The sequence below is a fragment of the Gilliamella sp. B3801 genome (assembly GCF_026536645.1).
Classification (GTDB): Bacteria; Pseudomonadota; Gammaproteobacteria; order Enterobacterales; family Orbaceae; genus Gilliamella; species Gilliamella apicola_I.
Window position 1 is genome coordinate 99975 of sequence record NZ_JAFNNR010000010.1, and the last position, 13849, is coordinate 113823.

The window sequence follows — 13849 nt, forward strand, 5'->3', positions numbered from 1 at the left end:
TAGATGTATACAAAGATATTAGGAACAGGAAGTTATCTTCCAAAACAGATACGAACCAACGCAGATCTTGAAAAAATGGTTGATACTAGTGATGAATGGATTACGACACGCACTGGCATCAAAGAAAGGCGTATTGCCGCTCCAGATGAAACTGTAACAACAATGGCCTATGAAGCGGCAATTAATGCTATTGACATGGCAGGTATCGATAAAAATGATATCGGTTTGATCATTGTTGCAACAGCAACTTCAGTGAATGCTTTTCCAAGTTCTGCAACTGAACTACAAGCTAAACTTGAAATAGGTGATGTGATTGCCTTTGATGTTTCGGCTGCATGTTCAGGATTTGTTTATGCGTTAGATATTGCGGATAAATATGTAAAAAGTGGTGCGATCAAATATGCTTTAGTAGTGGGGTCTGACATGTTAACACGTGGTGTTGATCCGGATGATCGTGGCACTATTATTATTTTTGGTGATGGAGCAGGTGCTGTTGTTGTAGGCGCATCTGAAGAGCCTGGTATTATTGCTTCACATTTACATGCCGATGGACGTTACGGGGATCTATTAAAATATCCTTATGTTGATCGCCGTGATATGAATGATCCTGTTTATATGACGATGCATGGTAATGAAGTGTTTAAAATAGCAGTTAAAGAACTCTCAAATTTAGTTGATGAGCTTTTAACTGAAAATGCTTTTAATAAAGCCGATTTAGATTGGTTGGTGCCTCACCAAGCAAATTTAAGAATTATTTCAGCGACAGCTAAACGATTAGATATGGATATGAGTAAAGTCATTGTAACGTTGGATAAACAAGGAAATACTTCAGCTGCATCGGTACCTTGTGCATTAGATGCAGGTGTCCGAGATGGACGCATTCAACGTGGCCAATTAATTCTATTAGAGGCATTTGGTGGCGGTTTTGTATGGGGCTCTGCGCTCATTAGATTTTAACTAATCAATTATTTTTATGTGATCAAGGATTTTAAAATGACCAAATTTGCAATGGTATTTCCAGGACAAGGTTCACAAGCGGTAGGTATGCTAAAAGATCTTGCTGATAATTATCCAATTGTGAAATCAACTTTTGATGAAGCTTCACAGGTATTAGGCTATGACTTATGGACACTTGTACAAGATGGTCCAGTAGAAGAATTAAATAAAACTTGGCAAACACAACCTGCGTTACTTGCTGCATCTGTAGCAATTTATCGGGTATGGCAGAGTGTAAATGGTGCACAACCAGATTTTATGGCAGGCCATAGTTTAGGTGAATATTCAGCATTAGTTTGTGCAGGTGTTATTGATTTTAAAGATGCTATCAAATTAGTCGAACTACGCGGACAACTTATGCAAGAAGCCGTACCAACAGGTACAGGCGCAATGTATGCAATCATTGGACTTGATAATGAATCAATTCGTAAAGCATGTGAACAAGCCGCTCAAGGTCAAATTGTTGCACCTGTTAATTTCAACTCACCGGGTCAAGTTGTTATTGCTGGTAATAAAGAAGCGGTTGAACGTGCTGGTGCTTTATGTAAAGAAGCAGGTGCTAAACGCGCATTACCTCTTGCCGTGAGTGTTCCTTCACATTGTGCATTGATGAAACCGGCAGCAGATAAATTAGCAATAGCATTAGAAAACATTACTTTTAATACGCCAAAATTTGCAGTAATTAATAATGTCGATGTTAAAGTTGAATCATCTGCAGATCAAATTAAAGCAGCGCTTATTGCTCAGCTTTATAGTCCTGTTCGATGGACTGAAACAGTTGAAGAAATGGCAAAACAAGGTATAACCATTTTAGTTGAAATGGGACCAGGTAAAGTATTAACAGGATTGACTAAACGTATTGTTGATTCATTGTCTGCTTGTGCAGTCAATGATAAAGCTTCATTAGATGTTGCGTTAGAAAATACTAAATAAAAATTTAAAAGAGGTAGTTATGAACCTATCAGGAAAAATTGCTTTAGTTACAGGTGCCAGCCGCGGAATAGGTAAAGCGATTGCAGAAAAATTAGTTGCATGTGGTGCAACAGTTATTGGTACAGCAACAACGGAAAAAGGTGCTGAAGCAATAAGCCAATATTTAGGCTCACACGGTAAAGGTTATGCTTTGAATGTGACAGATGAAGCATCAATTGAATCGGTTATTGGTGCAATTAAAACGGAATTTGGTGATATTGATATTTTGGTTAATAATGCAGGTATTACCCGTGATAATTTATTAATGAGAATGAAAGAAGATGAATGGCAAGATATTTTGAATACCAATTTAACTTCTGTGTTTCGTCTCTCAAAAGCCTTAATGCGAACTATGATGAAAAAGCGTTATGGCAGAATTATTACTATCGGTTCAGTTGTGGGAACGATGGGTAACGCCGGTCAAGCGAATTATGCGGCAGCAAAAGCAGGTTTAATTGGTTTTAGTAAATCATTAGCTCGTGAAGTCGCATCACGAGGAATTACAGTCAATGTTGTTGCGCCAGGCTTTATCGCAACAGATATGACAGAAGCACTTACTGATGATCAGAAAGCGTTAACATTAGCACAAGTCCCTACAGGGCGTTTAGGTGAACCCGCTGAAATTGCAAGTGCTGTGGCATTTTTGGCATCTGATGAAGCTTCTTACATCACGGGTGAAACTTTGCATGTCAATGGTGGCATGTATATGGTGTAATTGATTGGAATAGTGTAAAATAAGTTAATATTTTGACGATTCGAACAAAAATTAAGCAATTGGGTTGAAAAATGATTTGCATCTTTTTCAACATTTTATAAACTTACATTCACCGCCACTTTCGGCGATTTTTATAGGAAAAAAAAGAGTATGAGCACTATTGAAGAGCGAGTTAAAAGTATTATTGTTGAGCAACTTGGTGTGAAAGAAGACGAAGTAAAAAATGAATCTTCTTTTGTGGAAGATCTTGGCGCTGACTCTCTTGATACTGTTGAACTAGTTATGGCTTTAGAAGAAGAATTCGATACAGAAATTCCTGACGAAGAAGCTGAAAAAATCACAACTGTTCAATCAGCAATTGATTATATTACTGCAAATCAATAATTTTAGCTGAGTTTTCATAATAGGCGGTCAACTGATCGCCTAGTTTATATTTATGTCTTTAACTTGTTGAAGTATATCAACTTGATGTTTATTATTAGAAAACTCAAAGTAAAAATTTCATTGATTCAAATTTCATCTCAATCCTTTTCTGGAGGACAATGTGTCTAAACGCAGAGTTGTTGTTACTGGAATGGGCATGATATCTCCAGTTGGTAATACAGTTGAATCCACATGGCAAGCTTTATTAGCAGGTCAAAGTGGTGTTGAACTCATCGAACATTTTGATACAGCCCCTTTTGCAACGCGCTTCGCAGCGATGGTTAAAAACTTTAATGGCGAAGATTATAATATTTCACGTAAAGATGCACGTAAAATGGATTATTTTATCCAATATGGCATAGCCGCTGGTATTCAAGCAATGCAAGATGCTGGCATCGAAATTACGGAAGAAAATTCAGAACGTATTGGCTGCGCTATTGGTTCAGGTATTGGTGGACTTGGATTAATTGAGGAAAATCACAGTGCGCTAATTAATGGCGGACCACGTAAAATTAGCCCATTTTTTGTTCCATCAACCATCGTTAATATGATTGCTGGTCATTTATCTATTATTTATGGATTAAAAGGACCGAGTATTACTATAGCTACCGCTTGTTCTTCTGGCGTTCATAATATCGGACATGCAGCAAGAATGATTGCTTATGGTGATGCAGACGGCATGCTTGCCGGTGGTGGCGAAAAAGCTAGTACACCGCTTGGTATTGGTGGTTTTGGTGCAGCACGTGCATTATCAACCAATAATGACAATCCTAAAGCGGCGAGTCGACCTTGGGATAAAGACCGTGATGGTTTTGTACTTGGCGACGGTGCAGGAATCATGTTTTTAGAAGAGTATGAGCATGCTAAAAAACGTGGTGCTAAAATTTATGCTGAAGTTGTCGGTTTTGGAATGAGCGGCGATGCTTACCATATGACTTCACCTCCAGAAGATGGTAGTGGTGCAGCTTTAGCGATGAAATGTGCAATTCGTGATGCAGGTATTACACCTAATCAAGTTGGTTACATCAATGCGCATGGGACATCGACTCCTGCAGGTGATAAAGCTGAAACTCAAGCAGTAAAAAGTATTTTTAAAGAAAATTCAAGCAAAGTTATGGTCAGTTCAACAAAATCAATGATTGGTCATTTACTCGGTGCAGCTGGTGCTGTTGAATCAATCTTTACTGTACTTGCATTACGTGATCAAGCTGTACCGCCAACAATTAATTTAGATAATCCTGATGAAGGATGTGATCTCGATTATGTTCCTCATACAGCTCGTCAAGTTAAGAATTTAGAGTATGCACTGTGTAACTCGTTTGGTTTCGGTGGAACGAATGGTTCAGTGTTATTCAAAAAAATCTAATTTCTTATTCTGAAATTATTCGTCGGTAATTTTTATTATCGACGAAAGCCTTCCTGAAAATTATTTTAGATGTGTTAAATCTTATCGACAAAGAGAATAAGAATATTTATATAGCTTGTGATATAATCTGATATAAATTTTAAAGCATTATCATTACTGGAAATTATGGCAGAACCTCAATTTATTCATCTCCATTTGCATAGCGATTTTTCTATGGTTGACGGAATTGCGAAAGTAGGCACATTAGTAAATGAGGTGAGCAAGTTACAGATGCCAGCCTTTGCGATTACCGATTTTACTAATTTATGTGGTCTTGTAAAATTTTATGGCACAGCAATGTCAAAAGGCATCAAACCTATCATTGGTGCTGATCTTGCTATAAAAAATCCACAAATGCCAGATGATATTTTTCGGTTAACTTTACTTGCAGCCAATAATGATGGATATAAAAATCTTACCTTACTGATTTCCAAAGCTTATGAAAGAGGTTACATCGGTGATATTCCGGTTGTTGATCAAGAATGGTTAACAGAGTATCGATCTGGATTAATTGTTTTAGCAGGTCGTGAAAGTGATATTGGTATCGGAATCATTCGCAATAATCAATCAATTATTGATAATGCTATTCAATTTTATTGTGAAAACTTTCCAGATCATTTTTACTTTGAATTAGTACGTACCAAACGTGTTAATGAAGAACTATTTATTCATAGTGCGGTTAAACTTGCAGAACAATATGCATTACCTGTTGTGGCAACTAATGATGTAAGATTTTTGGTTCCTTCTGATTTTGAAGCTCACGAAATTCGGGTTGCTATTCACGATGGTAATACCCTTGAAGATCCTAATAGACCCAAACACTACTCAGCTGAACAATATTTACGTTCAGAACAAGAAATGTGCGAACTGTTTTCTGACATTCCAGAAGCATTAGAAAATAGTGTTGAAATAGCCAAACGTTGTAATGTGTCGATTCGATTAGGGGAGTATTTTTTACCTAAGTTCCCAACAGGGAATATGTCTACAGAAGATTTTTTAGTTCACAAATCACGTGAAGGTTTGGAAGAAAGATTAGAACTTTTATTTCCTGATCCTAACGTTAGACAACAAAAACGACCAGAATATGATGAACGTTTAGAAACCGAATTAAACGTAATCAACCAAATGGGGTTTCCTGGCTATTTCCTGATCGTTATGGAATTTATTCAATGGTCTAAAGATAATGATATTCCTGTCGGTCCGGGTCGTGGTTCAGGGGCTGGTTCTCTTGTTGCTTATGCACTGAAAATAACGGATTTGGATCCGTTAGCCTTTGACTTACTTTTTGAACGTTTTTTAAATCCTGAACGGGTATCAATGCCAGATTTTGATGTTGATTTCTGTATGGAAAAACGTGATTTAGTGATTGATCATGTTGCTGACATGTACGGTCGAGATGCAGTTTCACAAATTATTACATTTGGTACAATGGCTGCTAAAGCCGTTATACGCGATGTGGGACGAGTGCTGGGACACCCTTATGGATTTGTTGATCGTATCGCAAAGCTCATACCTCTTGACCCCGGAATGACCCTTGCAAAAGCGTTTGAAATCGAGCCTCAATTGCAAGAAATTTATGACAATAATGAAGATGTCAAATCGTTAATTGATATTGCCAGACAATTAGAGGGGGTGACACGAAACGCAGGTAAACACGCCGGTGGGGTCGTGATTTCACCAACTAAAATTACAGATTTTTCGCCTATCTATTGTGATTCTGAAGGTCATCATCCCGTTACACAATTTGATAAAAATGATGTTGAATATGCAGGACTGGTCAAATTCGACTTTTTAGGATTACGTACATTAACCATTATTGATTGGGCAATCAAAATGATTAATGAGCGTCAGGCAAGAGAAGGTCTGGAAGCGGTTGATATTACACGCATTCCGCTTGATGATCAGAAATCGTTTGATTTACTGTTAAATGCTGAAACGACCGCTGTTTTCCAGCTTGAATCGCGCGGTATGAAAGATCTCATCAGACGTTTAAAACCTGACTGCTTTGAAGACATGATTGCATTAGTCGCATTATTTCGACCAGGACCTCTACAATCAGGAATGGTGGATAATTTTATCGATCGTAAACATGGTCGTGAAGAAGTGTCTTATCCCGATATTAATCATCAGCACGAATCCTTGAAGCCTATATTAGAACCAACCTATGGCATTATTCTCTATCAAGAACAGGTCATGCAAATAGCACAAACGTTATCTGGTTATACCTTAGGTGGTGCGGATTTATTACGTCGAGCTATGGGTAAGAAAAAGCCAGAAGAAATGGCTAAGCAACGTTCTGTATTTAAAGAAGGCGCTGAGAAGCAAGGCGTAGATGGAGAACTGGCTATGCGGATTTTTGATTTAGTTGAAAAATTCGCAGGTTATGGTTTTAACAAATCACATTCGGCTGCTTATGCACTTGTTTCTTATCAAACTCTCTGGTTAAAAACACACTATCCTGCAGAGTTTATGGCGGCAGTTATGACGGCTGATATGGACAATACCGATAAAATCGTTGGTCTGGTCGATGAATGCCTACGTATGGGACTCAAAATTAATCCGCCGGATATTAACAGTGGGTTGTATCATTTTCATGTGAATGAAAAAGGTGAAATTGTTTACGGTATTGGTGCAATAAAAGGTGTGGGCGAAGGTCCGATTGAGGCGATAGTTGAAGCGCGCAATAGTGGTGGATATTTCAAAAATATTTTTGAATTATGTGCACGAACAGATATGAAAAAAATTAACCGTCGTGTTTTAGAAAAACTCACCATGGCTGGCGCTTTTGATAAATTAGGTCCACATCGAGCAGCGATTTTAAATAGTATTAACGACGCTATGCAAGCGGCGGATCAATATGCTAAAGCACAAGATATTGGTCAAGAAGATATGTTTGGTGTATTAGCTGAAGAACCAGAACAAGTTGAACATGCTTATGCAGCTGTTCCAGAACTGCCAGAACAAGTTTTGCTTGATGGTGAACGTGATACTTTAGGGCTTTATTTAACGGGGCATCCGGTTACACAATACCTGAAGGAGTTAAATCGTTATGCTGGAGGTTTACGGATAAGTGAAGCTTCTCCAACGGGTTGGGGAAAAATGGCCACTTTTGCTGGTATTGTTGTTGATGCTAGAGTTCGCATTACTAAAAAAGGAAACAAAATCGGTTTATTTACGTTGGATGATCGCTCAGGTCGTATTGACGGTATGCTTTTTACTGATGCACTGGAAAAATTTGAGCATTTATTGGTTAAAGATAAAATTTTGATAGTCACCGGTCAAGTCAGTCATGATGATTTTAATGGTGGATTCAAAATGACGGTACGTGATATGGTCGACTTGAAGGATGCCCGAGCGAAGTATGTTAAAGGTTTGGTGGTAACATTAACTGACAGTGAAGCTGACAGAGCAATGTTGCAGCGTCTACAACAACTATTTGAACCCTATCGACATGGTAGTGTACCTGTAAATCTTTACTATCATAGGGATGACTCGATCGTTAGAATACAATTCGGTACAACTTGGCGAGTTATTCCTGAGGATGCTTTGATTGTAGAGCTTAAAACCTTGCTAGGTAATGATCGTATTGAATTTGAATTTTAGTAAATTAGTATAAAATTATTCCTATTAAGTAAAATAAAGGAATATAGCAAATCTACATTTAAGGATAAAAATAAGTTGTTCTTTTTTATATCCCAGTCGATAACTGATAAATGTAGATGACTTTAATTAGTATTACATAGTAAAATTGACTTAATTTTATTTTAAGAATTAGTCTTTATACTATATTAAATAATGTATTTATTACAAATACAAAATAAATTAAGAGGCAATCATAAGCGTTATGAACAATTTTTTGGAATTTGAAAAGCCGATAGCGGAATTAGAAGCAAAAATTAATTCCTTAAAGAATATTGATTCACAACAAGTTGAATTAGATATCAATTTAGACAAAGAGATTAAACAACTAAATAAAAAAAGTCGAGAGTTAACAAAAAAAATATTTGCAAATTTATCTCCATGGGAAATCGCACAATTAGCCAGACATCCAAATAGACCCTATACACTTGATTATATCAAAGAAATTTTTACTGATTTTGATGAGTTAGCAGGTGATCGTGCTTATGCTGATGATAAAGCAATCGTCGGTGGTATTGCTCGTATTGATGATCGACCAGTTATGGTAATTGGTCATCAAAAAGGTCGTGAAACAAAACAGAAAATATATCGTAACTTTGGTATGCCTGCACCTGAAGGTTATCGAAAAGCATTACGTTTAATGCAATTAGCTGAACGTTTTAAATTACCTATTATTACTTTTATTGATACGCCGGGAGCATATCCTGGTATTGGTGCCGAAGAGCGAGGACAAGCTGAAGCAATAGCTAGAAATTTACGCGAAATGTCTCGTCTTAACGTTCCAACTATTTGTACTGTTATTGGTGAAGGCGGTTCTGGTGGAGCACTCGCGATTGGTGTTGCTGATAAAGTGAACATGTTGCAGTACAGTACTTATTCGGTTATTTCTCCTGAAGGGTGTGCATCTATTTTGTGGAAAAGTGCTGATAAAGCTCCTGTTGCTGCTGAAGCAATGAATATGACAGCTGATAAATTACTTAAATTGGATCTAATTGATTCAATAATTCCTGAACCACTAGGTGGTGCTCATCGTGATTATTTTGCGGTATCCGATTCTTTGAAAAAACAGTTAATTAATGATCTTAATGAACTTGAAGAAATGGATTTATCCGTACTGCTTGAAAGAAGATTTCAACGCCTTATGAACTATGGTTATGCAAGATAGCCTTATTGGAATACTATTATTATGGAAAAAAAGACGGGTTTAAAACGTATAATCAATGCAACAAAGTACTCTTTTAAAGGGTTTAAATCAGCGATCAAATATGAAACCGCATTTCGTCAAGAATTATTGTTGTTGATTGTGGCTTATATTGTGGTCATGCTAATTGATTTCACGATATATGAACGTATTTTATTATTAGGTTCTATTGGTGTTGTGATGATTGTCGAGCTTATCAACAGTGCCATTGAATGTGTGGTAGATAGAATCGGTAGTGAAAGACACGAGTTATCGGGTCGTGCTAAGGATTATGGATCTGCAGCCGTGTTTTTATCGTTATTATTAACGGTAATTTTATGGATTTACTTATTTTCCTGCCACTTTTTTCCCTAAATTCTTTCTAACTCATTGACAATTTGAATGATAATAGTGCGAGTGAAATACTCGCATTTCATTCTTTTTTATTCCGATACTAGCTCTTTAATGGTGAAGTTGCCTGTTTTTTCTGTATCCAGCTTCTCTTTTAACCAAGGCATGATCGATTGCATTTGCTCATGTAGCTTCCAAGGCGGATTAATTACAATCATACCGGATGCTGTCATTCCTTTCTGATTATTGTCAGGTTTTAGAGCAAGCTCAAACTGTGAAATTCGCTTAATTCCTAAATTTACAATTCCATCAATCATCCTTTGGGTCTGTGTTCGTGATACGACAGGATACCAGATAAGATAAACACCAGTCGCAAAACGTTTATACGCTTCATTTATCGCCGTTGGAATTTTTTGATAATCATCTTTGATCTCATATGAAGGATCAATTAATATCAGTCCTCGGCGTGATTCGGGAGGTAATTTTGATTTTAATTGTGCAAAGCCATCTTCACGTAATACTCTTGCGCGTTTATCCTTATTAAATTCCTGCCTTAACAAAGGATAGTCGGTTGGATGTAATTCGGTAAGATTAAGTTTATCTTGTTCCCGAAGTAGCTGTTTAGCAATGAGCGGTGAACCAGGATAATACTTTAAAGTATCAAATGGATTGTAGCGCTGAAGAATTGATAGATAAGTATCAAGTTGTTTTGGAAGATCCGGTTGTTGCCATAATAAATTAATCCCAGATAAATATTCTCCCGTTTTCTCAGCATGTTCACTTTTTAATAAATATCGCCCCGCACCACTGTGAGTATCCAGATATAAAAAAGGTTTTTCTTTTTCCTTTAACGATTCAATACATAGTGTTAATACAATATGTTTTAAAACATCTGCATGATTACCAGCATGGTAGCTATGACGATAACTTAACATTAAAAATTTAGCCTCATTTGTTTATTATTTTGCATGTGAAATAGATAAAGCTTAATAAAGTAGGCAAGTCATTTTCATTAATTTTCAATTAAAGTTGAATACTGATGTTATCATCAGAAATTGATAGCCATATAAACTATATTTTGCGATATCGGTGTAACCTAAATATAAGGAGAATGAGTATTATAAGTCAGAAAGGGATTTTTTCAACTTTGTAGCCTTAAAGTGTATATGGCAAGAGATTATACGTAATGTGTGCTCGTCATCTCACATTTAGGACAACATTTTTTGTTTAAGTTGTGTACCACATTTGCGACATAAATAATTTATATTATTGTGCTGAACTTTATTGTGTCTAATCTTTGTTAATCGATGCTCCTGACACTCACAATAGTATAAATAAAAGTCTCGTTTAACATCGAAATTATGAGTTGTTTTAGGCATTTTACCTAGGATATTTGACATAACATATTGCCATTCTTTGCCATGAGGCTTTACGTTGCCAAATTTTTTAAAAACAATTAGGTGCGCTAACTCATGGGGCACAACTTCTTCAATAAATACTTGTCCATTGTCGGCAAGCATTGTTGAATTCAATTGGATTTCCCAACGCATTAGAAAAGCACTTCCTGCCACACTTCCTTTAGGTTTATAAATTATTTTAGGTTCGGTAAATTGCATATTTAGCAATTGATTAGCTTGCGCTAAGTATTTTCTTAGGCAAGCTATAACTTGGTTGTGCAAATTTATGGGGATACGTTTAAAGTCCGGCTGCATCTCGTAATTGAGCCGCTTTATCTGTTTGTTCCCAAGGAAAAATATCTCGTCCAAAGTGACCATAACTTGCTGTTTTTTGATAAATTGGTTGAATTAAATTTAGCATTTTAATCAGTCCATAAGGTCTTAAATCAAAAAATTCCTTAATTAATGCAACAATTTTATCATGCGCAATTTTTTCCGTGCCAAATGTATTAACATAAATTGAAGTTGGATTAGCAATACCAATTGCATAAGATAGTTGTAATTCACATCTATCAGCTAATCCAGCAGCAACAATATTTTTTGCAACATAACGAGCAGCATAAGCAGCCGAACGGTCAACTTTTGATGGATCTTTACCAGAAAAAGCCCCACCACCATGACGAGCTGCTCCACCATAAGTATCCACAATTATTTTACGTCCGGTTAACCCACAATCCCCCATAGGTCCGCCAATAACAAAACGCCCAGTTGGATTGATGAAATATTTAGTTCGGGAAGTTAACCACTCAGCTGGTAAGGTTGGTTTGATGATCTCCTCCATTACCGCTTCATGTAATGCATTTTGTTCAATATCTTCTGCATGTTGAGTGGATAAAACAATCGTATCAACACCTTTAATTATGCCATTTTCATAAATTAATGTTACTTGGCTTTTGGCATCAGGTCTTAACCATGGAAGTATTCCTTTCTTTCTAACTTCAGCTTGGCGATGCATAAGCTCATGAGCATAACTGATTGCTGCTGGCATAAAGTTTGGCATTTCATTGGTTGCGTAGCCAAACATTATCCCCTGATCACCTGCTCCTTGCTGTAAAGGATCTTCACGATCTACACCTTGGTTAATATCGGGTGATTGTTTTCCAATTGCATTTAAAACAGCACAAGAATTAGCATCAAATCCCATTTCTGAACTGGTATATCCAATATCACTAATTGTTTTTCGGGTTAACTCTTCTATATCTACCCATGCTGAGGTTGTAATCTCGCCACCAACAAGTGCCATACCTGTTTTTACATAGGTTTCACATGCAACACGAGCTTTAGGATCCTGCTTTAAAATAGCATCAAGTACCGCATCTGAGATTTGATCGGCAATTTTATCTGGATGACCTTCTGAAACTGATTCAGAAGTGAATAGAAATTCTGACATTCAATACCTTCTTAAATTTATTCGTACGAATAACATATAAATTCAAAATAGCGCTCATTTTAGCAGTTTTACCATCTAGACGTCTAGTTAAAAAATTTTTCTGAGTGTCTTTTCTTCAATGACTGGTAATAAAATAACTTGCATTAATTTTTAATCAATTTACGATAGTTTGCGTTTTTACCTATCAATTAGCTAAACATCTACAGAAATATGAAAATAAAAAATACAACTCCTACAGTGCTAGTCTTTGATTCCGGTATTGGTGGATTATCGGTATATGACGCCATTTACAAGAAGATGCCTAATCTACATTACATTTATGCATTTGATAATGAAATGTTTCCTTACGGCGATAAGTCATCCGAATTTCTTATTGATAGGGTCACGTCAATTATTGGACATATTTCGAAACATTATTTAATTGACATAGCTGTTATTGCATGTAATACAGCAAGTACTATCTGTTTACCGAGTTTAAGATCCCAATTTTCTTTTCCTATTGTAGGTGTTGTTCCTGCTATTAAACCAGCTTGCCAAATTACCCAAAACAAATGTATCGGACTGCTGGCAACAAAGGCAACCATTGAACGCGCTTATACAACAAATCTCATTCAAGAATTTGCAACGGACTGTACAGTTAAACTACTTGGCTTATCTGAGCTTGCATTTATTGCAGAAAATAAATTGCAAGGTGTTACTGTCGATATAAATCAATTACAAACTTTACTTGCGCCGTGGCTTTCTGAACCTGTTATACCAGATACTATTGTATTAGGTTGTACTCACTATCCATTTATCAAAGAAGAGTTACAAATAATTTTTCCTAATGCGACATTTATTGATTCAGGAAATGCTATTGCTACTCGTGTCTATAATTTACTCAACGAACAATTTGATTTAAATGCAGAAAACAAGAGTGCTAAGGAAAATATTGTAATGAGTACCAACTATAACCAATATGTTGAAAAATTAACTGACAAATTAACTAAATATAAACTTAATAAATATCAATATATTAATATTTAGCGTGTTTAAACCTTACTCGAACAGAGCAAAGATCTGCTTTTTTTGCTTGTAAAAAAAAATGAAGTGCCTATAATGCGCATCCACTGACACAGCGTCAGCGAAAGCAGGCGGTAAAAGAGGTTAGTGAGCAGGATCAAAAAATTTGAAAAAAGATCTTGACGAATAAAAAGGTGTAGCGTAGTATACGCAGCCCTTGAGACAGTAAAAGCGAAAGCGAAAAAAAACTGTCAGCTCTTTAAAAAGAAGAAACAGACAATCTGTGTGGGCACTTGCGAGACGAAAGAATAAAGTCTAC

Annotated in this window: 12 protein-coding genes; 9 read left to right on the forward strand and 3 right to left on the reverse strand. The window is 36.4% G+C overall.

Going from position 1 to position 13849, the window contains the following annotated elements:
- Window positions 1-3: 3 nt before the first annotated feature.
- The 8 genes from J3U14_RS09685 (at window position 4) to J3U14_RS09720 (ending at window position 9705) form a co-directional block, all read left to right on the forward strand.
- Window positions 4-957, forward strand: a complete 954-nt coding sequence (locus J3U14_RS09685) for a beta-ketoacyl-ACP synthase III (protein WP_267352153.1) — start codon at window positions 4-6, stop codon at window positions 955-957.
- Window positions 958-993: 36 nt separating this feature from the next.
- Entirely contained in the window at window positions 994-1929 is a 936-nt protein-coding gene (fabD, locus tag J3U14_RS09690; protein ID WP_267352154.1) for an ACP S-malonyltransferase, read from the forward strand.
- Window positions 1930-1948: 19 nt separating this feature from the next.
- Window positions 1949-2683, forward strand: coding sequence for a 3-oxoacyl-ACP reductase FabG (gene fabG / locus J3U14_RS09695; protein WP_267352155.1), 735 nt, complete (start codon window positions 1949-1951; stop codon window positions 2681-2683).
- 150 nt (window positions 2684-2833) lie between these two features.
- On the forward strand, window positions 2834-3067 hold the full coding sequence (gene acpP / locus J3U14_RS09700; RefSeq protein ID WP_065559736.1) for an acyl carrier protein: 234 nt from the start codon (window positions 2834-2836) through the stop codon (window positions 3065-3067).
- 160 nt (window positions 3068-3227) lie between these two features.
- Window positions 3228-4472 (forward strand): beta-ketoacyl-ACP synthase II, encoded by a 1245-nt coding sequence (fabF, locus tag J3U14_RS09705; RefSeq protein WP_267352156.1) that lies wholly within the window; start codon window positions 3228-3230, stop codon window positions 4470-4472.
- Between the two features lie 165 nt (window positions 4473-4637).
- A complete protein-coding gene (gene dnaE, locus J3U14_RS09710; RefSeq protein ID WP_267352157.1) occupies window positions 4638-8114 on the forward strand; it encodes a DNA polymerase III subunit alpha in 3477 nt (1158 codons plus the stop codon).
- Between the two features lie 241 nt (window positions 8115-8355).
- A complete protein-coding gene (gene accA, locus J3U14_RS09715; RefSeq protein WP_267352158.1) occupies window positions 8356-9315 on the forward strand; it encodes an acetyl-CoA carboxylase carboxyl transferase subunit alpha in 960 nt (319 codons plus the stop codon).
- Between the two features lie 21 nt (window positions 9316-9336).
- Window positions 9337-9705, forward strand: coding sequence for a diacylglycerol kinase (locus J3U14_RS09720; RefSeq protein ID WP_065559732.1), 369 nt, complete (start codon window positions 9337-9339; stop codon window positions 9703-9705).
- Between the two features lie 68 nt (window positions 9706-9773).
- Here the strand turns inward: J3U14_RS09720 and J3U14_RS09725 are convergent, their stop codons facing one another.
- The 3 genes from J3U14_RS09725 to metK all read right to left on the reverse strand — a co-directional run bounded on the left by J3U14_RS09725 (window position 9774) and on the right by metK (window position 12528).
- Entirely contained in the window at window positions 9774-10616 is an 843-nt protein-coding gene (locus tag J3U14_RS09725; protein WP_267352159.1) for a 23S rRNA (adenine(2030)-N(6))-methyltransferase RlmJ, read from the reverse strand.
- 273 nt (window positions 10617-10889) lie between these two features.
- On the reverse strand, window positions 10890-11393 hold the full coding sequence (locus J3U14_RS09730; protein ID WP_267352160.1) for a SprT family zinc-dependent metalloprotease: 504 nt from the start codon (window positions 11391-11393) through the stop codon (window positions 10890-10892).
- Window positions 11377-12528 carry a methionine adenosyltransferase gene (gene metK / locus J3U14_RS09735; RefSeq protein WP_267352161.1) on the reverse strand — a complete coding sequence of 384 codons (1152 nt, stop codon included), beginning with the start codon at window positions 12526-12528 and terminating at the stop codon, window positions 11377-11379. The genes J3U14_RS09730 and metK overlap by 17 nt, the downstream gene beginning before the upstream one ends.
- A gap of 210 nt (window positions 12529-12738) precedes the next feature.
- Here metK and murI point away from each other — a divergent pair, with 210 nt between their 5' ends.
- Window positions 12739-13554, forward strand: a complete 816-nt coding sequence (murI, locus tag J3U14_RS09740) for a glutamate racemase (RefSeq protein WP_267352162.1) — start codon at window positions 12739-12741, stop codon at window positions 13552-13554.
- Window positions 13555-13849: the final 295 nt, after the last annotated feature.